Genomic DNA, 23513 nt, shown 5'->3' with positions numbered 1-23513 from the left:
TCCTTCTTCATTATTGTATTTATGAAACTTTTAAGCTAGTAACAATAATAATTGTTACCAGTTTTTCCAGCGTCCCTCGGGATCAACACTTGCAAGTCTAACCCATCCATTTTGAACTTTTTCTCGAAATGTGAAATCATTATTTAGTAAACGTTCTATATATTGAATAGGTGCTTGAATTACAATTAGTAAACGAAGTGGTGAATGATACGTCTCACTATCTGACTGCATAACGGATTGCCAAGGTAAGCCTGGCAACAAATCACTTGCATTTCCCTGCATAACACCAAGACCCGCCGTTACGGTTTGGGTTGTTTTATTTCCACTACCATAATAATGAGGAGCTACAGTTGAAGCGTAATATTGTAGATTTATCCACTGAGCTACTGTTCCTGGTCCTGCAATAATGTTAGCTAATATATCGCCACTTTCATCCTGTTTCCAATCATAATTATGGAGGAAAGCCCTACCTTCTAAGTCACAATCCTGAGTTAATTCCCGTTGCCCGATAATAAAAGATGCATTACGAGCTAATCCCCATTCTGGACGTATTTCACTCCAATCTTCTGCAAATCGATGTGCCTCTTTACTCGCATTTTTTATTTTCGTTTTTAAATTTGGTAATTGCGTTAAACGCTCTCTATTTGCATGTTGGCTCACATTTGGCATAATCGACTTGATACAATCAAATGCTTCTTGCGCAGTTTCCGAAAGTTCTGGGACGTAAATCCATTCCAATTCATCCACTGTTGTTTTATGTTCAGCTGCTGCAAAAATGGTATCCTCAGGAATTTTAATACCTTCAGCAAACAACGCCTCTCTCACTTCTGGAAGATTACATAAAGTAGCAAAAACTCTTGCATTGAATCCTCCTGCTGCTCCGCCACAAGCACCACACTCAAGTGCTGCAGCATAAGGATTGTTCGTACTTTGACTACTATGTCCACACATTACAACTAAAGGAGCAAATTTCCCTGTCAGTCCCACCATTTTCAAAGCTTGACGCACATAGTTCACTTTTTCTTCTTTCGTAAAACCGATAGGTATCTCACCCTTTGTGTCATGAACATGATTAAGCGAGAATGTTGTATCAGGTTTTTGTAACATAGTTTTACGAAGTTTACGAATGAAACCACCAACTCCTCTTGGGACAAAGCTTCTTGTCACCATCTGTAGACCAAGTAAAGGACCACTTAACTCAGGTAGCGCCATACTTGTCATTACGTTCTGTTTCATCGTTTTAAATGTATAACGTACCGAACTGCCTACCCTCTTACGCTGCTCATAAGATTTAAGTTCATTTTCATTTGTGAGCTCTTTTATTTGATGTTTCGGTTTGAGTATAACTGGCAAAGAAGGATGGTTGTTATTACTACCTAGTTCACTAGTTGCAATTGGTAATCCAAAGAAACCAGCTATTCCAAATGTTTCAAACGGACCTAATTTTTCAAGGTGGCGACGAAACGGTTCTGAACGTACATCAATACAAAATGCTAATTGAGCTAATACACGCTTTTTATCATTGGTTACACGTTGTTTAGAAGCAATTTTCTCTCTTAATTGCTCTGCATGCGTTTGTTCCCAAGCTTCCAGCCAAAGTTTCCTGCGAATATTTTCATCAAAACGATAAGCGAATGCTAATAATTCACTTTGTTCAGCAGCAGGCATTTGTAACCATTCCCGTGTTGAAATATTCCCCCAATAGATCCAAGAAGCTATAAGTGGGACGATCGGAAATTTTTTCTCAACCTTTTGATTTTTTAAAGGTAAATAAGGTTTTGCAATAGCCAGCTCCATAGAAATTCGAACTGCTAAATATTCTATGAGAAGTTGCTGTTCCTGAATTGATTGTTGTGAGCGCCATCGTATCATTCCTGCCCACCCAGGTAAAGAAAGTAAGTGCCCTTCAAGATAAGCTTGTATGTTAGATTCAGAAATTCCTAGTTCAAATAACGCTCTCGCTAAAGCTACTTCGGCATCTTGTGGCCAATCTTTTAAAACTTTACGCTCATTTTTACTGAGCGCTGGATCAAATTTAATAAGGTGGTGCCATGCACGATAAAAACCTTTCTCTCGATTTGGCATCGTCCAACTTGATCCGGAGTCATCAAGATATAATTTACACCATTTAATAATATGATAATTAAGAATATCAGATAGGTTTTCACCATTTTGATTCTCTATAAGCGAACTTATTGGCTGCATAACAGAGGCTTTCATACTTGCTGTATTTATATAACTCATTTCTTCTGCCAATTTATTTACTTCTGGCGATAATAATAGACTAGAAGGTAATTTTTCTAACTTTAAAGCTGCTTGGCAAAATCGCTCTACTTTGTCTCGCGGAATATGAAAAGATTGTGAATCCAGCCAACGAGACAAACTACTTTGTAAAAATGATTCCTCAATCTCACCTTTCGCTTTTGCCGAATGAATCATGGAGGCACTAGGATAAATATCCACATTACGAGCTTCTTTTAACCAATTTGCGACTTGTTCAAATGATTGCTTTTCAAGTCCCATCCAAGGGTGATGAGCTGCAAACGTAGAGATAGGCCAAAGTGGTGCAATAACTCGGCTAGCAGATGCAACTAAATCATTTATATTATTTTCTTGCATATCAATGTTTGTATCTTTCTTTAATATTGACGATATGCTCATCACGAATTACCTCCCTTTGATACATAATGTTTCAGATAGCCTGGGTGACTTTCTACTGACTTTCGTCTCGCCTCACCTACTCGAACTAACCAAAGATAAAGTACAGCGAATAAAGTAGAAGATTGATGACGAGTAACGAAAGTACTAATAACACTACTAAATAGTAAAATACATATAACAAAGATAACGGCTGGAGCTGAAGGTTGAACACTTTGATAAATATCAGTATGCAACCATTTATAAAGAGAATTATGAACAGTAAAGTAAATGAGAGAACATCCAATCAAAACAATTACGCCAGCAATTCGTCCCATTCTTCCCTCTCCAAAAACAACAAGCTGTTTCCATGAAAAGTATAGTGACCAGCCTAAGATTAACGCACTAACTAGTTGATACCCCTCTCCAGAAGTCATAAACCAGAAAGTAATTGCTATAAATAATCCTAAAACACGCCCGACTATAATCCATAAATTGGCCATCTTTTCATTAGACTGATTCACTACCCCAAAACGTTGCACTGAAGAACCAGCTTGTAAAAATAGTGTAGCTTTAAACAAACCATGTAAAATTAAATGAATAACAGCTGCTAAATAAGCGCCTAATGCACATTGAATAAGCATAAATCCCATTTGTGCAATAGTTGAACCTACTAGCTGACGTTTATAATCAACTTGGACTAAACTAATTCCTGTACCTATTAAGACAGAAATACTAGAGAAAATTAGTAAAATTATTTGTGCAATATCATCATGAAAAAGAGGTGAAAATCTAGTTAACATGATACCGCCAGCATTTACTAAACCCGCATGCATAATAGCAGAAACAGGAGTTGGAGCAACAGCAGACTCAATTAACCATCTTTGAAAAGGCCATTGTGCTGCTGGAATCATCACAGCTAATATAATTAATAAGTTAATTCCTGTTCTCTCCAATGTTCCATGTAGCGCTACATCTTCATTCGTTAAAACTGACGTTAACTGCCACTGTCCAGTTACTTGAAAAAGCCAAATGATAGCTGATAGCAACGCAATCCAACTTATTGTAAATAAATAGCCAGAGATTTTAGTTGCTTCACTAACTACTTTCCACCCTTTATTTAGTCCTATGAGTAGAACCAATCCTATAAGCGTTGCTCCCCAACAAATGATCATTAAGCGAAGATCATCACTTAACCATGCAACCGAAGATACACCTGTAGTAAATGTAAAAAGTGCAAAGTATTTTCGATATGAGCGATCTCCCATTAAATAACGTACAGAGAAACGCTGAATGATTAAACCAATTGTAAGAACAAAGAAAGCCATTAACCAAGCTAAAGTATCTAGATGCCAAGGCCCCACAACTCTATCTCCATTGTTATTAACAAGTGCGAGTAAAGAAACCAATGAAGGCAAAGCAGCGATACCAATATGGATATGAACAAAACGTAAAGGCATCCTTGCATTTAAAAACAATAATCCACTTAGCCAAGAAGCACTAAGCGCCATAAAAAATAAAGTTAACAGTGTTGATGAACTCAGCGAAATTAACATGTTAAATACTCCCTTCTAAGCGAAAATAGCCTATAAAAATTCCTTTTAATTACGATAGTTTTTTAAATTTCAATTTTCATTCACTCTTTTTAGTGCATCGTTTTTTCCCATAAAAAAAACCGACAACTTCCATAATTCAATGATTTTATATCATCATTGAATTATGGAGATTGTCGGTTTCACTTCAACTAACTTCAATAAAGTTTTTTGAAGAGCTCCCATTTTATAGAGGATAATAATGTATGTATTACTCCTGTTAAAAAGAAATGTATATTTCTGATCTCCTAGATTATGCAATCAATATATCAATTTATGTTATACGCTATCTTTTAATTAAGAAACTTTTTCATTTAGTCAATATTACATATTAAAAAAATGCTAAAGCCTTAATTATAGCAAGCTGTTAAAATGAGCATCTATCAATTTTTTAAAACAATTATAAGATAAACCATATTAAGCAGTTTGTCAATTTCTTTATCCGTTTTTTAAGAGTTATTAGAATTAAGATTTATTATACCTAAATAACTTCAAGTTTTTAATTATTAGCCTGTTAATAAAGTGCAAAACTTGTAGGTTTCTTAATCCTTCCACTAACCTTAAGGTATTTTTAAAATTTCTCCTCAAGATTATGAAGCAATTTAAAAATCATTACTCGTTCGCCTGTACGGGAGCTTATATCCGTATGAAAGCTTTTCACTTTCTCTCCAGTTAATTCTAGTATAATCTCTTTCAGATCATCAATTCCAGATTCAACTAGCTCCGAACGATTCTTCTTTATCGTTAGCATACCTTCTTTTGTTTCGCAAACACTATATTCAGCCGGCGTTAAAACACCTTGTAAATTTACGATAATCATATCCCGTAATATATCTGTCTTAACGGATATAGACCCGCGTCCTAGGTAGTCCTTTTCCCAGTGAGTAATTGCTTTGCTTATCTCTGATTCAATAGCGCCTTTTGAGCTTTTCATCTATGTATCCTCCTTCAATAAAATAAATTTACAATAACAATATAATAATCCGGATTGATTTTATTTTCAATTATTGAGAAGAATTTATTGGGATTGCAAAAAAGAACTCTTATAAAGTGAAACTTTAATCAGTGGAGGTTTTCTTCATCCCCCACTGATTATCAGCCCTCACCAATCGGACTTTTATGGGCAGTTGATCCTCCCCTACCTAACTTCTTTGCTTTCGCTGAATTTTGAGGTAGGGGTCTTACTGCCCATTAAAGTGGGATAAATTTACGAGTCCTTTTTATATTGTTTCGGTCAATCAATCTTTTAATTGTTGTAGGTGGATTTTTTCATGTCTCCTTTAATATCTTTACAAAATACAGTTAAGTTCATAAACAAAAAGAAAAGCAAATGACCTTAATTATTAGATCCCTTGCTTTTCTTCCATCATATACTTTCTAAACTACTCTATAAACGATTCTAATTACTTGCCTTACTTTCAAGTTTTTGAGTTGCCACTTTTTTAGGCATGAAACATGCAAAGATTAATGCTACGAAAGATAAAAATAACATGAATAGATACGCATCACTTGAGCCGAAAATAGAGGATAATTTAGCTAGTTGAATAGCTGTAATGTTTCCATTTTCTAAAGATAACTCTGAAGCGTGTGAAGTTGCTTGAGTTGTATATATAGTAATAACAACAGCTGTTCCAATAGCACCGGCTAATTGACGAACCGTATTATTTACGGCTGAACCATGTGAACCTAATTCTCTAGGTAAAGCATTTAGTCCTGCTGTATTTAAAGGCATTGAAATGAAACTTAACCCAATCCGTAAAAGAATAGTACGCACCATTACATACATATACGTTGTGGATTCAGTTAAATCAATTACCCCCCACATCGAAATAATGATAAATACTAACCCTGTAATAAAGAGTGGTTTTGCTCCGTATTTATCATACATTTTACCTGTAATTGGTGATAAGAATGCATTAATGACCGCTCCAGGTAATAGAAGTAAACCTGATTCAAATGCGGTAAAGCCTCTTCCGTTTTGTAAGTAAATCGGTAAAAGAATTAAATCAGCATACATAATCATCGTGATAAGTACATTGATCACTGATGTAAGAGTAAAAATTTTATACTTAAATACGGATAAATTTAATAATGGATCGTTAGACTTTATTTGACGTAAGCAAAATAGCGTTGTAACAAGTACCCCGGTAATAATTGTCGTAATAACAATCGGGTGATCCCATCCCTTACTTCCTGCACTACTGAATCCAAATAAAACACAACCAAAGCCAATCGTTGATAAAATGACACTTACAATATCCAATCTTGCTTTTGTCGTATCTGCAACGTTCATTAAATATTTTAGCGCAAGAATAATGACGATGAATACAAATGGAGCTAATCCAATAAATAACCATCTCCATGATACATATTCAATGATAAAACCAGATAACGTTGGAGCAATGGCTGGCGCAAAAATCATAGCAAAGCCGATAGTTCCCATAACACTCCCGCGCTTTTCACTAGGATATAAATATAAAATAACTGTCATCATGAGCGGCATAATAATTCCTGCCCCAATTGCTTGAATCATTCTTCCTGTTAATAACATGCCAAAATTGATGGCACCGGCACATAGTAATGTTCCGATTAATAAAAAAATCATTGAGCTAATAAATAATTGCCTCGTTGTAAAACGTTTCATTAAAAATGCCGTAATTGGCACTAAAACACCGTTTACGAGCATAAAACCTGTTGCTAACCATTGTACAGTTGTAGCTGTAACATCAAATACTTCCATTAAGTTACTCATTGCCACATTAAGTAACGTCTGGTTTAATGTTGATAAAAAACATCCAGCAATTAGTACAAGTAATAAAATTTTCTTATTTTTTTCTGTTATTCCCTTCTCCATTTGTAAACTCCCTTTTTCTATAGTTGCATTATCGACACAGTGTCGATAAAATTCATAGTAACAAAGATACATATTCCTGACCATGAACAATTTTGTTAAAAATGTTCATTAATCGACATTGAAAATATGCTATGTCGAGAAAGTCAAAGAAAAATCTATAAAGGAGTTTCAAAATGTCTACATCTAAAAAAGAGGATCCTCGTACACTTCGTTCAAGAGAAATGTTTAAAAATGCCGTCTATTCCCTTTTACAAGAGGAATCCACTATTTCAAATTTAACAGTCCAGAAAATTGCAAACGAAGCTGGATTAAATCGGACAACATTTTACTTACACTATCAAGATATTCAGGATTTACTCATGCAACTCACTGATGAAATTTCAAACGAACTTTCTAATAAAATTACCGCTTTAATACACGTAAGCAATTTATCAGAAAAACAACAGCTAACACAATTGCTTGATTATTTATATATTCATCGAAATTATTTATCTGTTTTATTTAATATGAATCATTTTGAGGAACAATTATTTCTATTAATAAAGAAATTAGTAGAAACGCGCAGAAATAATAGTGAGACAGAGCTACCCGAAGATTATGTTGCCATTGAGATTAAAACCGCTTCATTGGTAGGAATCATTATGTGGTGGATAAAAAACGGACTTCATTTTAGTTCAGATTATATTACAAACCAAATTTATTTCATGTACAGAGGACAATGATTGCAGGCTATTTACTAATAGAATGAGGTTAGAGCATATGAGCCCTATTTCGCTACGGAGAAAAACGCGAATTTCGTACGCTAAGAGAATTTGACTAAAAAAAGTGCCCCTCGATTGTTAGACTTTGTTTAGCAATCAGGGTGCACTTCACATGTAATATAAGCTTTTTATCTGTTGGCAGTTTGTTTGATCAATTCACTTTTACTATCTCTTTGCAGCATAATTCTCCCCACCGCTATAAGAATGGTAATAATTGAAGTGCAAAGAAGAATATTCATATCGTGTGATAGATTTCCCCCACCAAAAATTATTGTTTGATATCCGTCAGCTACATAAGTTCCAGGGAAAAGAGAACCGACAATTTGGTAAAAATTGGATAGTAACACTTTTGGAACAATTACTCCACAAGTAACTAATTGTACTGACAGCGATATGATATTAAACATCATACCAGCAGGACCAAATAGAACGATAAACATTTGCGTTACGCTTAAAAAAGAGAAAAAGACAAGAGTTTGGAATATCCATGTTTCAAACAAGCTTGTATTCAATTTAACATTAAATAAGGTCATTAATAATAACGTGATAATAGCTAAAATAACAGATACGACAATGTTAATAACTTGTCTTGATAAAAATATAGACCATTTTCCGTGCGTGTTTTTTAATATTGTTGCAACAATATTAAGATTTAAACTCATAAGCATCGCTCCAACCCATGAAGCAAGAACAATTAAAAATGGAATCATGGTTGCTGCAAAGCCATCTGTATTGTTTGTTTTTTCGACAGATGATTGCACAGAATCAATGTTTAATGAACTCATAGCTTTCGTAATGTTTTCTGATAACTTTTGGACCAATTCTTCTGACGGCATCACTGTACTTAATTCGTTAGATAGGTTAGATGAAATAAGCTTTTGTTTATACGCATATACATTTTTATTAACTGTTTGCGTAATATCCTTTGCCGCGCCTTCCATAATCTGTTTTGCCAAAGATGAGTTTGCTTGATTGATGAAATAGTTAATCTCTGTAGTATTATTTTCTTTCAATAGGCTTGAGAAATTTGCAGGAATTTGAATAACCATATCTAAGTTCCTGTTATCCATATCTTTTTGGGCGTGCGTTACCGAGATATAGCTTTTAACTTTAAAGGGTAGATTTTCCTTCAAGCTTTTTTCAATATCGGTTCCCATTTGATTATCTTCATTAACTAATCCGACTTTTAATTGGTTTACCCGATCCGTAACACCATCGTATGCAGTCATCCACACACAAAAGAAAATTAACAGAAAGGCAAATGCTGTTGCAATTCCAATGAATGTTGGAGGGAATTTAAAGAAATTTTTTAAAGTTTTCATTGTCGTACTCCTTGTTGTTTTATTATAGCAAGTACTTACTTGCATTAGGTACAAAAAAAGACCTAGGGAGTTAGCCCCCTAGAAAATAGTTGGACACTATGTTTTAAAAAAATCTCTTTTGAATTGGAAAATAAATTGTCACCAAAGCGTGAGTTAGAAAGAAAGTAACCGAAATTCATCCAAATAAAGTTCATCGCCTGAGCTTCCATATCAGTTTCAATAAGCTTTCCCTTTTCTCTCATCTCAATGAAATATGAAACCAAATTATCTTTTAATTGTTTAGGAATTAATGCAATTTTTTCTTTGAGCTCTGGGAACATTTCAGCTTCCTGAAAACTAATCAAAATTAAATCCTTTAACTTTTCTATATATGCAAGATATCCTTCTGCAATAGATAGCAAGTCATCTTCAAGATTCCAAGTCATCTCTCCAGGCATTAATTTATTCAATTCCATATCACGCGATAAAGATTCGACAGCTTTTTCCATAATATTCTTTTTGCTTCCAAAATTCCGAAAGATCGTTACTTCGTTTACGCCCGCTAGTTCCGAAATCGAGCGTGTCGTCGTTCCCTTATAGCCATGAGTGCGGAATAATTCTAAAAAAGCCTCAATAATACGTTCTGATGTATTTGTCATTTCATTCACGTTTCATCCAACTTTCACATAATCTTTATCCAAACCCGAATGTAAGTATTCACTTGCACAAGTAGAATAAACCTTTTTGATCCAAAAGTCAACTTTATAAAAAAAGACGATTTCTTTATTGTATAGGAAATCGTCTTTTGGCTTAATTATTGATTTAGTAATAAAAACACCTTTTTAAAATAACTATGTTTATACTATAGACGTTGATCTTTTTGGAAGTTTAGACGAAAATGATCCTCGTCATTATATACCCCAAATTCATACCCTTGCTCTTTATAAAATTTAATAATTTCAGGAAGAGCTTGTAATGTTTGCGCCTTTTCATGCATTAATACAACTTCAACTTCTTCTGTTGTCTGTTTCTTTACATTTTCGATAATCTGAATGGGATTATCTTTTAATTTCCAATCATTTGAATCTATCGTCCAATCCCAAACTTTTATTCCTGCTTCTACAATTTTGTTACGAATGTCCTCGCCCTTTAATCCTGGTGCAGATCCATATGGGGGACGGACTAGTTTAGGAATTGTACCCGTAATATTATGAATAAGAGCTAACGTTTCTTTCATCTCCGTTACAAATTGTCCTTTTTTGTATAGCTTATCACTATTATGTGTCATACTATGAGCACCAATATAATGTCCTTCTTTTACCGCTCGTTTTACGTTTTCCTGAAAACCTGTATTTTGTAAATTGCTACCTTGCATAAAAAATGTCGACGCAACATTTTGCTCTTTTAGTACATCTAAAAACTTCCCAGTTAATTCGCTAGGACCGTCATCGAATGTTAAATAAACAACCTTTCCTACCGGTTTTCCATCAGGTCTTTTCTGTTTTGCCGGTGGTGTTTCTTTTTTCTTTTCTTGTTGTTGCGTGTTAACTTGATTACTACTTTCGTTAGCTATTCCCTTCGCTGGGATAGAGTTCCATTTTCCAATTAAAAAGAAGGTGAAAAAGGTCGTTGCTAAAACAACTCCTAGAGATATTATTACCTTAGTTAGTCGACTTGTTTTTTTCTTACTTTGTGATTCTTTCATTATTTTTCGATCCTTTCCCTATTAATTTTTATATTCATTATTTATACAGCTGAGCATTAACTCCAGCTGATGTTTACAATAAATAGATTAATAGAGGAAGGTGAAGATAAAATGCAGATAATGTCGAATTTAGTTAAAGAATAACGTATGGCATCCACTCTTTAAAAAAATATTTGTTTCTCTACTACAGTTAAATTTGAAAACTGGATATACACCCAAAATAAAAGATACTACTCTTTCTAAACAATATTTTTATATCAAGATAACAACATACTGGTATAAAGATAAAATACAAAGATAGCCGTACTATTGAAATTCTATTATAATTTTGTAATTGGAATTCATTTGAACCAAATGAAGAACTAGAAGAAATATTATTATGTGGAGGTGCCCCGATGAACCTTGTAATTAGAGAGTTAGAAACAAATGATTTAGATAATCTCCCGGAGATTGATGACAGTTTTATAGTGAATGCTCGGTTAATTCTTTCTCTTTCCAAAGGAAATAAACGTATAGAATATACAGTAGAAGACGTTCCAAGTTATGAAAAAAGTTATTTACAAAATCAAGATGATAATGAAGAACTGGCTTACAATGAATATATAAATAAACCTAATCAAGTCATTTACATAGCACTGTTACATAACCAAATCATTGGATTAATGGTATTGAAAAAGAATTGGAACCACTATGCTTACATAGAAGATATAACGGTAGATAAAAAATATCGTACACTCGGAGTTGGTAAAAGATTAGTTGATCAAGCAAAGCAGTGGGCAAAAAAAGGAAATATGCCAGGTATCATGCTTGAAACGCAAAATAATAATGTCGCAGCATGTAAATTTTATGAAAAATGTGGATTTGTAATTGGTGGGTTTGATTTTCTTGTTTATAAAGGTTTGGATAAGACAAGTGATGAAGTTGCAATTTATTGGTATATACATTTCAAATGATAATAGTTTATAACGTAAAAAACTCAAAATAAAACCCCAATTTCTCTATACTAAAATCGAGAAATTGGGGTTAAGTTATTTAAAACAAATAACTAATTAATAATCCTGCTGACAACAAGAAGCCGAAAATCGTATTTGTCATCGCTGTTGATTTCATTGCGATGCGCATATATCCAGGATCCTTTGCCCCTTTTTGGAAACTTTGAATCGCAGAAATTGGCTTTCTCAAACCTAGGAACATAACTAATGCCCAAGGGCTTATATAACCCATTAATACAATTACGGCAATCCATAAATACGCAATGAAAAAGGCTACCGCTAGTGTTACCACAGCTTTTTCTCTCCCAAGGAGGATTACTAATGTCTTTCTTCCACCTTTAATATCTTCTTCGATATCTCGGATGTTATTTGACATATTGATTGCACCTACTAAAATTCCAATTGGAATGGAAATCAATACACTTTCAATCGTTACAGTATTCGTTTGAATAAAGAAAGCAATGATTACAAAACATGTCCCCATTAACAACCCAGAAACTAATTCTCCAAACGGAGTGTACGCAATTGGTAATGGACCGCCTGTATATAAATAGCCAACTGCCATCCCAATTAAACCAATGACAACTAACCACCAGCTGCTATTCATACAAATATAAATGCCAATAAATGCTGCTACGACATACAATAAAAGCGCAACTGTTAACACATTTTTTGGCTTCAATCCATGACGGACAATTCCGCCACCGATGCCAACGGATTCAGCGGTATCTAATCCACGTTTGAAATCATAGTACTCATTAAATAAGTTCGTTGCTATTTGCAGCGCTAAACATGCAAGCATCATCGCAATAAATAAAAGCCAATCAATTTTGGCAACATAAAGTGATGCCACTGTCCCTAAAATTACAGGAGAAAACGTCGCCGTTAATGTATGCGGGCGCGTCATCTTCCATATTAATTTAGCGGAACTAATTTCTTTTTCTGTCCCCATAACTCTGTCCAATCTCCCAACATTTGAAGTATAAATTACTAGCAGTATCTTTCTATCTATTCCCTGCCACGCATCCATTCATTATATCAATAAATGATTATCCTTTCTAACAAATCAACTTTTAATAAAGTAAAAATTATAAAATGAAACTTTACCATCTTCACATAATATTCTGTATTATTTCTAAGAGTGGTTTTAAAGCGATGCGATAAGTAAATGAAATACATAATAAAAAAGAGTCACTCCCCTATAAGATAGAAGATTGACTCTTTCCTTTATTTACTCCCCTGTTTCAGAAAATCGCTTTATACGTTCACCAATTTCATCACGAACACGTTGAAATTCGGACCACTCTTTTCCTGCTGGATCATCAAATCCCCAATGAACACGATTTACATGCGGCGGAGTAGATGGACAAACAGAATCCGCATGACTACACAGCGTAACGACTAAATCAGCACTATTTAAAATGTTTGCATCAATTATATCTGATGTTTGATTTGTTATGTCGATATTTACTTCGTTCATTGCTTTAAATGCATTTGGATTTACTCCATGTGCTTCGATTCCTGCAGAATATACATTCCACTTATCTCCTAAATATTGTTTGCCCCACGCTTCTGCCATTTGGCTTCTGCATGAATTTCCTGTACATAAGAAATAGATTGTCTTTTTATTTTCCATGTTGTTTTCCGCCTTTGTTTTTAAATTATACTGGTTGATCTTTAAAATATTTACGCTTAAACCAAAAAGCGACGTTTACAAGTGCAATCATGACAGGGACTTCAACTAACGGTCCGATAACAGCTGCGAATGCTGCGCCTGAATGAATACCAAACACACCAACTGCTACAGCAATCGCTAATTCAAAGTTATTACTACCTGCTGTAAATGCTAGCGTTGTTGTTACCGGATAGTTTGCACCAATTTTTCTTCCCATAAAGAAAGAAACAAAAAACATTACAATAAAATAGATTAATAACGGAATCGCTATTCTTACTACATCTAGTGGCACGCTAACAATCATCTCCCCTTTTAAAGAGAACATAATGATGATCGTAAATAGCAATGCAAGTAATGTAAGTGGACTAATTTTCGGTATAAACACCTTTTCATACCACTGTCTTCCTTTTAACTTAACGAGTACAAAGCGTGTTAACATACCTGCTATAAAAGGAATTCCTAAATAGATAAATACTGATTTTGCTACTTCTATCATTGTAATATCGACAATAGCACCTTCAATCCCTAACCATTCTGGAATTACAGTTACAAATACGTATGCATAAACTGAGAAAAAGAGCATTTGGAATACCGAATTAAAAGCAACTAAACCTGCCGCATACTCTTTATCTCCATCGGCAAGATCGTTCCAAACAATGACCATTGCAATACAACGTGCTAACCCAATTATAATGAGACCAACCATGTATTCTGGTTTATCAGGAAGAAAAATAATTGCTAAAACAAACATAAGTACCGGACCAATAATCCAATTTTGTACTAAAGATAGAACTAACACTTTTACATCTTTAAATACTCGGCCCATTTCCTCATAGCGAACTTTCGCTAACGGTGGATACATCATTATAATTAAACCAACAGCCAGCGGAATAGACGTCGTTCCAACCTGTAATGTATTTAGTCCATCTACTACACTAGGAAACACAAACCCTAAACCAATCCCAACAGCCATCGCTAGAAAGATCCATAGTGTTAAATATCGGTCTAGAAAAGATAAACGTTTCATTTTATTTTCCATCTCCTATTAACAACAAGAATTTTTAGCTACCTCATTTGAAGTCGTGCAACAAGATGAATCTTCTATTTTGTGAACATCACTATCTGCTTTTGTATAAAAGAACTCCCACTCATTACCATCGGGATCCGTTACCCAAAACTTATCTTGTACTGCATAGCAACAAGTCGTATCCATCTCATCACGCGCAAAGAAACCTTCTTTTTCTAATCGTTCTTTATGTAATGTAATTTCTTCAGTTGTATCCACTTGGAAACCAAAGTGATTTACCTGATTTCCATTCACTTCATCTCGTACGTTCAGCGTGAAATTAAGACCTGGATTTTCTAATAAAAATTTTGCATAATCCGTTTTCACCTTAACTGGTGATACACCAAATACCTTTTCATAAAATTCAATAGACTTTTCTAAATTCGTAACGTTTATACCGACGTGAACATATCTCATACATTATTCCTCCTCTTTATATATCATTAATCAATTTTTTTTGATTAATAACGCAAAATTTTAACAGCAGCTACCTTTGCCTGTTTTTCTAAAGATACAGCACAATTCTTCTGATAATAAATTATTCACTTCCGCATCATTTAAATCATAATAACTCCACGTACCCTTTGTTTCTTTTACAATTAAACCTGCATCTAATAAAATCTTTAAATGATAGGACAACTTAGATTGTGTCATTTCAAAAACTTCTGTTAAATCACATACACACGTCTGACCCCGCTGGCAAAGCTCATACATGATTTCTAAACGTTTCTGATCCGCCAACGCTTTAAACTTTTTCTCATAGAGCTGGAAATCTTGTGCCACTGTAGTTCACTTCCCTTCATCAACTTTTTTTGATGTTTATAGTATATATGCTGTTTAGTTCTTTATGCAACTAATTCATCAATTTTTTTTGATTTAGAAAAAACTTCCTCGCATTATATCTTTGCTACAACTAAAAAGGACCATCTCCTTTTCAAAAATGAAAAACTACGGTTCTTTTTACAACTTAATAGTTACAATATTTCCTAGTAATGGAGTCTCTATAACTATTTAACTTTTAATTTGATTATTATAAAGTAGTGCCCCATTACCATCAATCTAAGAAAAACAAATACCCCCAAATGAGAAAAATCGATATAACTCTTCGGCAAATAAAGATAACTCTTGTTTTTGGTGCATATTCATAAAAAGCACGTCACCCTTTCTCATTAACATAAGAGAATAGTAACGTGCTTTTAATCTCAAAAATAGTCTAAATCCTTAAGTTGATGGTTGTGGGGCGGGACCCCAATAAGAACGGTATCTAAGATTGTATGAGAGGTGTTTGTTCCATTTCAAAGATCTCAGCCGACGATTAACTCAAGTACCGGTTTCGGATGATTCCCATGTGATGAAGTTCGTGTCCTGCGATGCCGTACGCGAGGGCGCGTGCCGTAATGCTTAGGTTGTTGGCTGTGCCCTTACGATTCCATGCCTCAGCCGGTAGCCCGCGCAGCAATGTGATCGTTGATTGCCTTACGGCCCGGTAGTCTTCGGCCAATTGCGCGGTTGTCCAGCTTCCGAAAGGAGGTAGGAACAATTCCTGATCGAAACCGGTCAGAGGCGTCTGGTCCCCTCTTGCGAACCGGAGCAGGCGGTAGGTCATGACGCGTTCCGCGTCTGCAATGTGGCCCACGACTTCTTTCAGCGTCCATTTTCCTTCCGCATACCGATATGCGGCCTGGCTTTCGGTCAACGATGCCAGGAGCTCAGTCATTTGCTTTTCCTGGGCGAGCAGAATGTTGATGATGTTACCGTCCGGCACCAAACGGATATATTCACCGGAGTTCCCGGCGTATTCTTCTTCTGACGGTCTTTGATTCATGCGTAGTCACCTCTTTATGTAAATATAGAAAATTATAGCACTCATCTATGTCTAATAAATTCGCGAAATGATAGAACTTCCCTTCTAATAATTGAGGAGAAGCAACTATTTAGTTGGTCGGTCGCCACACTATCCTGATTCGTTAGCACAATAAAAATTATCTGTTATACAATATTTCGAAGTTATTAATATATATAGGTAACCCCTTCTTTTTTTAATTTAAAGATGAATTTCCAATTATATTTTGAAATGAATTGGAGTAAAACACACTAGTCTAACTACTTTTTTATACAAGATTTTATGCGAAAAAGAATAGCGAAGATCCCTAGAATCTCCGCTATATCAATGATGTATAAAATCTTGTATAAGTGATAGATAGACATAGAGACAAAAAATTTAGTAAAAACAAGGATTCTATGAAAAACTTGCTACCGACAATGAGACGTTATGTTAACTTCAAGTGTATAAGGTATTCATACGAAGAGTAGATAGCTTCTCCCCTTTAAAAAGGTTTATTACATGGCGAAAGAGAATATTATCCATAAAAAAAGGAGTTAATTTATGAATAAAAATATATCATTTCTGACCTTATCATTATTCCTATATTTATCCGCTTGTTCGACTGAGACAAACACTGGTAGTACATCTACTACTGAACAACCAAAAGTAAAAACTGCCTCAATACAACAAGAGGAAAATCGCAAACAAATTTTCTTTCAAGGAAAGGAAATAAAGAAAATTGAGCTTATATCAACTAAGGTAAAAAATAAAAAAACAGCTATAAATCTAGAGTTTGATCAAATTATTAAATCTATGGAACATGCAGGAATAGATAAGGATCGAGAAAGAGTTATTCCTCTTTTGCTAGATGATGAGGCCAAAGCAAATATTGATTATCAAATGAATGTAAATTACCAAGATAGTTCCAGTGAAACATATTTAATTTGGCTAGAGAATAAAAAAGTTGTAATTGCTCGTCAAGACAATGAAGAACAAAAAAATCTCGAACATTATATAATAAGGGATACAGATGCTCAACAAATATTAAGTTTATTTAAGAACAATATAGAATAACTTCCAATAACGAGAATTATGTATATAAGCTGCCCATATGGACAGCTTATTGTATTTTTGCTTAGCGTGCAAAATTCTTATCTTGTTGGCGGGACCCCATTGCCATCAAGATAAGAAAAGCAAATACCCCCAAGATGAAAAATTAGTTGTTTTCTGTAAAAAATACACAAAATTTTCATCTTGAGGGTTTAAATTCTTAAGTGATGGGCACATATGGCGACCCCTAATATGAAAAATAATATAAAGATTTTAATTTGATCCTATATATTATTTACAATTCCAAAAGTAGATTCCCTATTTTTGGTATAATACACAGAGACTATATAATTTCTTATGGATATTCTTGAAAAGGGAGTAACGCTATATGAAATCAATAAATGTAAATAGCACTATATATTATATTGAATCTGTTCCTTTTGAAGATAAGAGTGAGCAGGATGAAGAGGGATATTACGAATATTTTTACAAAGGAGTCAATTTATCGTTTCACTCGGACAAAGAAATAATTACAGCCCGAATCTATGACAAGGAAAAAATAATATATTTCTTAAAAAATCCATCTCTCGCTTTTGGTAAGGATTTTGAAGCGATAAAGATATATATAATTAAAGAATTTGATGTAAATACATTCAAGATTCCAGGTGGAGAAAAAGCCTATATAGAATTATAGCCATAACCGATTTCTGTCTTTACTATAATATATAAAAAGCAAACAGTAGGTAAGTATATGCTTGATAAAGCTGAACTAAATACTCATAAGTAATTGTAAAGGGATATTCTTTGTTCAGGAGGATTTTATAACCGTAGCTTACAAGTGATGTAGTGCTACACCTATTCCATCTAACTTGCAACACGTTTGCGGTATCCTTATCCAAATCACAATAACCAGTAGCTTAAGACTTTTAATATAATATTAAAAAGTGGATATGCTTAAACACATATCCACTTTCAACTACGAATATTTTTCACCTTAAACATACTTTTTTCCTATTTATATACTTACCTTCGCTTCTCCAATATCCTGCTTTTTAACTAAATCTAAGTAAAAATGTGAGACAGTTGTGTTGTAATAAGGAGAAATAAAAATAAATGATAGATTAAATGTAAACATTCCGATAAATGCTGCTAATAAAAACCAACCTATAAATGATAACCAAAGAACAAATAACTTTAGCTTTTGTCCTTTCATTATTCTTTTACTTTCTCTCAATGCTTCACTTGCTGTATAATCAGGATTCTCAACTAATATGTAATACGACATGGAATAAGAAAAATATTTAATAATACCTGGAACAATAAATAATAGGCTCCATAAAAAAATAAAGATAGCTTGCATTAAACCTAACTTCATTGATTTAAACAAATTCTTCTTTTTAAATCCTGAAAATACATCGTCTACCTTAACTTCTTCTTGTTTCCCTAAGTGTAAAGTAAAAACAGAATATCCATAATTAAAGATACCTTGAATGACACTGTAAATTAGGAAACATACCCCCCATAAACCAATATAACTTAGAATAAGTGCAGCAAGTGCTACCGGATCTACTTGTGGTTGCCCACCTATTGAATAAATAAATAATGCATCAGGACCAATTATCCCGATAAACAGTACAAATATTAAATACATAAAAAAGGCGATTGCTGATGCACTTAAGGTTGGTACAAAATAGAATAAAGCTGATACTCCTATACCTACCCCCCATTTCCCATCTAACGAATTCAATGCTGCTTTCTTTAAGTTTCCGATCATACTCGTGTCCCCTTCTTTTTTCTTATTTTCCTTTACTGAAAAAATAAAAGAACTTGTAGCAAGGCCCCGCTACAAGTTCTTTTAGCCAAATACTTTAGCTCATCGAAAAATTATTTATTCTACACAATCGGGGGTAATGCCTAAAATATAGTTTGTTAACATCATTATATAACATATTTATGAATTTTTGTTAAAAATTCTATATTTTTAGACAAATCATCCTCCACTTTTTTACTTATTTTTTATTTTCATGTAGCTATCCTATTGTAAACGTAGATGACATGAGGTTCGAAAACGGAAGACAACGTAAACTAACCAAAGTTTACATACGTAAAAAGGGTTGTTTTTGTTAAACAAGCGACCTGATTAATTACCATAATCCTTCTTATAAGAAGGACACTTTAAATGTTTTTCTTATTTTTTAGTAACATATTTAATTCTTTAGCATCTTTTTTTGTATTTAAAAATGATATTAACCAAGAAAATACATATATTAAAACTATACTTTCAAGAAAATCAGCAGTTGGGAATATTTCTATCCAATGGTTATATGTAGATATAAGAAAGACAACTATAATCATCATGAAAAAATGGATTACCAAGGCGAACAAATAGCTGATTTTTTCAATATCAAAAATGAATGTAAAAATGCCTGCACAAGCTGAGATTATAAGAACACTTATTATCTCAGCTCGTGTAATAGATATGTTATAGTTTCTTGATAGTAAAACTATCATGTATATAAATGAACCAGTTCCTAAACCTGTATACAGTCGTTTTTTTAGTTTCAATAAAGTCTTTCCCTTCTTTTTTTATGATTTTAAGATAAGGTTATTTAATTTTGATTGTATATAAAATGTGTAGAATATTCCGCCAAAAAATAAACCTACAGATAGTCCACTTATGGCAGAATAAATTATATTAAACGAAATATCATCATAAAATGATGCATACATTCCTAAAGTTACATTTAAGAGATATTTTACAAAGAAATTAATCAATATAATTATTAATGGAAGGTAACATTTCTTCCTGAAAGTAACCGTCTCTTGTTTGAAGAAAATTTGATATTTTACATATAACAAATATCCAATCATAATACCTGGAAGAATGAAAATCGTATAGCTTATTAAACAATATCCTAAGTAAGAAAATTTAGTGATAATTTTATCTAACCCCCATATCATAAAAATCATGGGAACAAGGAACATTTTAGATAAATTAATTGGTCTTTCTTGAGAAATAGCAATACCCCTTTTTATTAAAATGAATAATAATATCCATACCCATAATGGAGTTCTTATAAATACTTCTTTAATCATAGTATACATTGTATATCCTCCTTTGTTTTTATTAATATTTACATCAAAGGAGATATAAAGAAATGCTTTTAAACATAAGTGGTAAAAATCAATACATAAGTGGTTATCGGGAATGGTTTTTTAGCTGTTTTTTAATGAAGAAACATATTTTCTTGATACAATTACTTTTTCTCTGTTTGAAAGCAGTGCTTCCAAATTTCCGTTTGCTTTAGCGGAGAATTTGTTTAAAAAATGAATATTGATAATTATAGTTTTTGAAATTCTAGTGAAATTATCTGGAAGTTCAGATTGTAATTTATATAAAGGACTTTTTATCTCAAATATATTTTCTTTTGTATAAACAAAAATCTTCCTTTCAAGATATTCTAAATAAATAACAGTTGAGCAAGAAATTTTTTCTTGTTCACCTTTGTGAGTTGAATTAACTATTAAATAGTTATCAGAACTATTCTCTAGTGTTGATACCATATCTAGAATAAAAGATGTTACTTTGTGAATGTAGAAGGTACAAGATTCTTCTTTAAGCTTTTCAATAATTTTAATATTTGCTTTCATTTTCTACCATATTTCCCTTTCTTTAAAATAAATTTTAATGTTTGTTTGAAACAAAGTTTAATCTAAGTCAAAATAGTATTTTATATGAATATTATTAAAAAATCTATTAACATATTTCTTCGCATATTTTTTATAAACATCGTAACATTATTTTTACCCCTCCATAATTGCCATCAATTCGAGAAATGTATTCTTCTCAAAAATGAAAATCACCCTAAGATCCTATGGACAACTATGAAAGGATGAAATTTTCGTTTTGGGGATATTTCAGAAGTTTAGCTTGATAGCGATGTGGCGGTACCCCATTGCCATCAACCTAAGCTTTTGTGATCCCCCTCATAACGAAATTTTCACCTTTTTACAATTATTTATGAGAATTCAGCTCATTTTTTCGTTTTGGGGAACAATCAATTTCTTAAGTTGATGGGTATGTGATAATGCTTCCATTTGAACAAATTTTCCTTTTCCATACCGATCACACATCTTTTGTAGAGTAATAGTATCAGCATATCCCAGTTTAAGAGGTTACTTACAAAATATTTAAAATTTTTCCGCGAGAATCCTCCGAAATGTAATACGGACTTTAAATATTTTCATTTATAATTCTTTATTTGTCTATACTTTTCATACCGCTGTTGTATAAGCTCTTCTGAGGATAATAGTATCAATTTTTTTAGAGATAATTCGATTACAGATTCAATCATTTTTGCCTGTGATTTTATATCATTTTGTGCTCCACCTTTAATTTCAGGAATGATTTCATCAATAATTCCTAAATGTTTTAAATCTTTTGCTGAAATTTTCATATGTTCAGCAGCTTCTGGAGCATACTTAGCGTCCTTCCATAGGATAGATGCTGCTCCTTCTGGCGAAATCACCGAGTACCATGAATACTCTAACATATGGATATGGTTACCGACACTAATGCCAAGAGCTCCACCACTTGATGCCTCTCCAATTACAATACAAACAATTGGCACTTTAAGTGTAGTCATTTCAAATAGATTTCGAGCTATCGCTTCAGAAATTCCACGTTCTTCAGACCCTATCCCTGGATAGGCGCCTATTGTATCAATAAATGTAATAATAGGGCGATTAAATTTATCAGCTTGTTTCATAAGTCTTAGCGCTTTTCTATAACCTTCTGGATGTGCCATTCCAAAATTTCTTTCTATACTTTCCTTTGTATTTCTACCTCTTTGATGACCAATAACCGTAACGGGCATTCCTTTAAATTTTGCAATACCACCTATCATTGCTTTATCATCACCATATAATCGATCACCATGAAGTTCGAGAAAGTTTGTAAACAATAAAGGTATATAGTCCAATGTCGTGGGTCGGTTACGTAGCCTTGCAATTTGAACTCGTTGAAAAGGTGTAATATTAGAATAAATTTTATCTTGCATTTTATTTAAACGTTTTTCTAATTCATGAATTTCTGACGATAAATCTACATTATTTTCTTTCATAATTTTCTTTAATTCATCAAATTTCTCTTTTAATTCAATAATAGGACGTTCAAAATGCAAACTCATTTTATCCTCCAAATGTTATGACTTACCTCACTCTAATCAAAAGACTTAGAAATAGAATCAATAAATAATTCAAAACCATCCACAACTATTTTTTGTTCTGATTCTGATAAATTATTGAGAATACTTTGATAAAATGTAATGGATTGCTCTCTTAAGCAATTAACAGTTATGTGACCTTTTTCTGTGAGGTGCAGAAAAAGTTCTCTTCTATTTTTTTCATTTACTTCACGATAAACAAGCCCCTTTTTTACTAACTTATCTACCAATCTACTTACAGTTGAAGTCTCTAATCTAAGTTTATTGGATAGTTGCCAAACAGTTAATTTTTCCACCTCTAGTTCCTCTAACGCCATCATTTGAGAAGTTGGTAAAGGTTTTTCAAATGGTCCATTGGGCAAATTTTGAGATTCAAAAACCCCAGTTATTATAATCATTTTCTTAATATCCGTTCTTAGTTTTAAGGCATCTTCTCTTTTCAAATAGGTCACCCTCCTACAACTAATGCATCATACATCAATTGTATTATACATGAATATGTTTTTTTCACAAGCTTAACGTAAGCCAATATTACAACATGGACGAGATATTTCTTCTTGTTAAAATGGTATAAGTGGATTGTTTTCTACAAATGGCAGAACATCAATTATGTATCAGGGGCCTTTATGGGGTACCGCTCATCGCCATCAAGCTAAGAAAATAAAACTACCCAAAAACGAAATTTTGTGATAACTTGTAACAAAAAACTCATAATTTTTTTGGGGAGTTCTACATTCTTAAGTTGATGGGCATGGGGTAGCACCACACATCCATCAACTTAAGGTATATTTTTATACAAAATGCGGTCTTTCTATATAGTTTTTTATTAT

The 23513-nt window shown here is 33.2% G+C and carries 23 protein-coding genes; 4 read left to right on the top strand and 19 right to left on the bottom strand.

Annotated features, from left to right (window positions below; all coding sequences use genetic code 11):
• Positions 1–54: 54 nt before the first annotated feature.
• The 4 genes from BM089_RS18255 to BM089_RS18240 all read right to left on the bottom strand — a co-directional run bounded on the left by BM089_RS18255 (position 55) and on the right by BM089_RS18240 (position 7083).
• Positions 55–2661, bottom strand: a complete 2607-nt coding sequence (locus BM089_RS18255; RefSeq protein WP_090977673.1) for a DUF2309 domain-containing protein — start codon at positions 2659–2661, stop codon at positions 55–57.
• On the bottom strand, positions 2661–4193 hold the full coding sequence (locus BM089_RS18250; protein ID WP_090977670.1) for an NADH dehydrogenase subunit 5: 1533 nt from the start codon (positions 4191–4193) through the stop codon (positions 2661–2663). Before BM089_RS18250 ends, BM089_RS18255 begins: the two co-directional genes overlap by 1 nt.
• A 607-nt stretch (positions 4194–4800) precedes the next feature.
• Positions 4801–5163, bottom strand: a complete 363-nt coding sequence (locus BM089_RS18245) for a Na-translocating system protein MpsC family protein (RefSeq protein ID WP_072938919.1) — start codon at positions 5161–5163, stop codon at positions 4801–4803.
• 465 nt (positions 5164–5628) lie between these two features.
• Positions 5629–7083 (bottom strand): DHA2 family efflux MFS transporter permease subunit, encoded by a 1455-nt coding sequence (locus BM089_RS18240; protein WP_000410730.1) that lies wholly within the window; start codon positions 7081–7083, stop codon positions 5629–5631.
• Positions 7084–7256: 173 nt separating this feature from the next.
• Between BM089_RS18240 and BM089_RS18235 the strand changes: the two genes are divergently transcribed.
• Positions 7257–7805 (top strand): TetR/AcrR family transcriptional regulator, encoded by a 549-nt coding sequence (locus BM089_RS18235; RefSeq protein WP_072938923.1) that lies wholly within the window; start codon positions 7257–7259, stop codon positions 7803–7805.
• Between the two features lie 167 nt (positions 7806–7972).
• Here BM089_RS18235 and BM089_RS18230 read toward each other — a convergent pair whose 3' ends face one another.
• From BM089_RS18230 to BM089_RS18220, 3 genes are all read right to left on the bottom strand, one after another.
• Positions 7973–9166 carry a YhgE/Pip domain-containing protein gene (locus BM089_RS18230; RefSeq protein ID WP_072938926.1) on the bottom strand — a complete coding sequence of 398 codons (1194 nt, stop codon included), beginning with the start codon at positions 9164–9166 and terminating at the stop codon, positions 7973–7975.
• Positions 9167–9228: 62 nt separating this feature from the next.
• Positions 9229–9813: a TetR/AcrR family transcriptional regulator gene (locus BM089_RS18225; protein ID WP_001004645.1), complete on the bottom strand. Its 585-nt coding sequence runs from the start codon at positions 9811–9813 to the stop codon at positions 9229–9231.
• A gap of 194 nt (positions 9814–10007) precedes the next feature.
• Complete coding sequence (locus BM089_RS18220; RefSeq protein ID WP_061660773.1) at positions 10008–10850, bottom strand: polysaccharide deacetylase family protein; 843 nt, start codon at positions 10848–10850, stop codon at positions 10008–10010.
• A 395-nt stretch (positions 10851–11245) separates the two neighbouring features.
• On the opposite strand from BM089_RS18220, the gene satA reads away from it, so the two are divergent.
• Complete coding sequence (gene satA / locus BM089_RS18215; protein WP_001054993.1) at positions 11246–11803, top strand: streptothricin N-acetyltransferase SatA; 558 nt, start codon at positions 11246–11248, stop codon at positions 11801–11803.
• A 79-nt stretch (positions 11804–11882) separates the two neighbouring features.
• Here satA and menA read toward each other — a convergent pair whose 3' ends face one another.
• From menA to BM089_RS18180, 6 genes are all read right to left on the bottom strand, one after another.
• Positions 11883–12794: a 1,4-dihydroxy-2-naphthoate polyprenyltransferase gene (menA, locus tag BM089_RS18210; protein ID WP_000536367.1), complete on the bottom strand. Its 912-nt coding sequence runs from the start codon at positions 12792–12794 to the stop codon at positions 11883–11885.
• A 279-nt stretch (positions 12795–13073) separates the two neighbouring features.
• Positions 13074–13478, bottom strand: a complete 405-nt coding sequence (gene arsC, locus BM089_RS18205) for an arsenate reductase (thioredoxin) (RefSeq protein ID WP_016512602.1) — start codon at positions 13476–13478, stop codon at positions 13074–13076.
• Positions 13479–13503: 25 nt separating this feature from the next.
• A complete protein-coding gene (gene arsB / locus BM089_RS18200) occupies positions 13504–14544 on the bottom strand; it encodes an ACR3 family arsenite efflux transporter (RefSeq protein WP_000826546.1) in 1041 nt (346 codons plus the stop codon).
• 18 nt (positions 14545–14562) lie between these two features.
• Entirely contained in the window at positions 14563–15000 is a 438-nt protein-coding gene (locus BM089_RS18195; protein WP_001271008.1) for an ArsI/CadI family heavy metal resistance metalloenzyme, read from the bottom strand.
• A gap of 60 nt (positions 15001–15060) precedes the next feature.
• A complete protein-coding gene (arsR, locus tag BM089_RS18190) occupies positions 15061–15366 on the bottom strand; it encodes an arsenical resistance operon transcriptional regulator ArsR (protein WP_000046018.1) in 306 nt (101 codons plus the stop codon).
• Positions 15367–15898: 532 nt separating this feature from the next.
• On the bottom strand, positions 15899–16408 hold the full coding sequence (locus BM089_RS18180) for a DinB family protein (RefSeq protein ID WP_001076303.1): 510 nt from the start codon (positions 16406–16408) through the stop codon (positions 15899–15901).
• 561 nt (positions 16409–16969) lie between these two features.
• On the opposite strand from BM089_RS18180, the gene BM089_RS18175 reads away from it, so the two are divergent.
• Positions 16970–17482: a hypothetical protein gene (locus tag BM089_RS18175; RefSeq protein WP_061660777.1), complete on the top strand. Its 513-nt coding sequence runs from the start codon at positions 16970–16972 to the stop codon at positions 17480–17482.
• Between the two features lie 364 nt (positions 17483–17846).
• Positions 17847–18152: a hypothetical protein gene (locus tag BM089_RS18170; protein ID WP_072938929.1), complete on the top strand. Its 306-nt coding sequence runs from the start codon at positions 17847–17849 to the stop codon at positions 18150–18152.
• 321 nt (positions 18153–18473) lie between these two features.
• On the opposite strand, the gene BM089_RS18165 is transcribed toward BM089_RS18170, so the two are convergent.
• From BM089_RS18165 to BM089_RS18140, 6 genes are all read right to left on the bottom strand, one after another.
• On the bottom strand, positions 18474–19232 hold the full coding sequence (locus tag BM089_RS18165; protein ID WP_061660779.1) for a DUF975 family protein: 759 nt from the start codon (positions 19230–19232) through the stop codon (positions 18474–18476).
• 401 nt (positions 19233–19633) lie between these two features.
• Complete coding sequence (locus BM089_RS18160; RefSeq protein ID WP_061660780.1) at positions 19634–20023, bottom strand: DUF3021 domain-containing protein; 390 nt, start codon at positions 20021–20023, stop codon at positions 19634–19636.
• A gap of 21 nt (positions 20024–20044) precedes the next feature.
• Positions 20045–20563, bottom strand: coding sequence for a hypothetical protein (locus tag BM089_RS18155; RefSeq protein WP_061660781.1), 519 nt, complete (start codon positions 20561–20563; stop codon positions 20045–20047).
• 111 nt (positions 20564–20674) lie between these two features.
• Positions 20675–21109 (bottom strand): LytTR family DNA-binding domain-containing protein, encoded by a 435-nt coding sequence (locus BM089_RS18150; RefSeq protein ID WP_090977669.1) that lies wholly within the window; start codon positions 21107–21109, stop codon positions 20675–20677.
• A gap of 593 nt (positions 21110–21702) precedes the next feature.
• Positions 21703–22647, bottom strand: a complete 945-nt coding sequence (locus tag BM089_RS18145; protein WP_000052084.1) for an acetyl-CoA carboxylase carboxyltransferase subunit alpha — start codon at positions 22645–22647, stop codon at positions 21703–21705.
• Between the two features lie 32 nt (positions 22648–22679).
• Entirely contained in the window at positions 22680–23126 is a 447-nt protein-coding gene (locus BM089_RS18140; RefSeq protein ID WP_002094076.1) for a MarR family winged helix-turn-helix transcriptional regulator, read from the bottom strand.
• Between the last annotated feature and the right edge of the window lie 387 nt (positions 23127–23513).

The organism is Bacillus sp. 5mfcol3.1, from assembly GCF_900114335.1.
Classification (GTDB): Bacteria; Bacillota; Bacilli; order Bacillales; family Bacillaceae_G; genus Bacillus_A; species Bacillus_A thuringiensis_S.
This window is presented reverse-complemented; position numbering and strand designations above follow the sequence as displayed.

Coding starts and splice junctions, on each gene's coding strand:
- BM089_RS18255 (WP_090977673.1), bottom strand. CDS start 2,661: ATGAGCATATCGTCAATATTAAAGAAAGATACAAACATTGATATGCAA.
- BM089_RS18175 (WP_061660777.1), top strand. CDS start 16,970: ATGAATAAAAATATATCATTTCTGACCTTATCATTATTCCTATATTTA.
- BM089_RS18195 (WP_001271008.1), bottom strand. CDS start 15,000: ATGAGATATGTTCACGTCGGTATAAACGTTACGAATTTAGAAAAGTCT.
- BM089_RS18240 (WP_000410730.1), bottom strand. CDS start 7,083: ATGGAGAAGGGAATAACAGAAAAAAATAAGAAAATTTTATTACTTGTA.
- arsC (WP_016512602.1), bottom strand. CDS start 13,478: ATGGAAAATAAAAAGACAATCTATTTCTTATGTACAGGAAATTCATGC.
- BM089_RS18145 (WP_000052084.1), bottom strand. CDS start 22,647: ATGAGTTTGCATTTTGAACGTCCTATTATTGAATTAAAAGAGAAATTT.
- BM089_RS18230 (WP_072938926.1), bottom strand. CDS start 9,166: ATGAAAACTTTAAAAAATTTCTTTAAATTCCCTCCAACATTCATTGGA.
- arsB (WP_000826546.1), bottom strand. CDS start 14,544: ATGAAACGTTTATCTTTTCTAGACCGATATTTAACACTATGGATCTTT.
- satA (WP_001054993.1), top strand. CDS start 11,246: ATGAACCTTGTAATTAGAGAGTTAGAAACAAATGATTTAGATAATCTC.
- BM089_RS18250 (WP_090977670.1), bottom strand. CDS start 4,193: ATGTTAATTTCGCTGAGTTCATCAACACTGTTAACTTTATTTTTTATG.
- BM089_RS18245 (WP_072938919.1), bottom strand. CDS start 5,163: ATGAAAAGCTCAAAAGGCGCTATTGAATCAGAGATAAGCAAAGCAATT.
- BM089_RS18235 (WP_072938923.1), top strand. CDS start 7,257: ATGTCTACATCTAAAAAAGAGGATCCTCGTACACTTCGTTCAAGAGAA.
- BM089_RS18150 (WP_090977669.1), bottom strand. CDS start 21,109: ATGAAAGCAAATATTAAAATTATTGAAAAGCTTAAAGAAGAATCTTGT.
- BM089_RS18220 (WP_061660773.1), bottom strand. CDS start 10,850: ATGAAAGAATCACAAAGTAAGAAAAAAACAAGTCGACTAACTAAGGTA.
- BM089_RS18170 (WP_072938929.1), top strand. CDS start 17,847: ATGAAATCAATAAATGTAAATAGCACTATATATTATATTGAATCTGTT.
- menA (WP_000536367.1), bottom strand. CDS start 12,794: ATGGGGACAGAAAAAGAAATTAGTTCCGCTAAATTAATATGGAAGATG.
- BM089_RS18165 (WP_061660779.1), bottom strand. CDS start 19,232: ATGATCGGAAACTTAAAGAAAGCAGCATTGAATTCGTTAGATGGGAAA.
- BM089_RS18155 (WP_061660781.1), bottom strand. CDS start 20,563: ATGTATACTATGATTAAAGAAGTATTTATAAGAACTCCATTATGGGTA.
- BM089_RS18180 (WP_001076303.1), bottom strand. CDS start 16,408: ATGAATCAAAGACCGTCAGAAGAAGAATACGCCGGGAACTCCGGTGAA.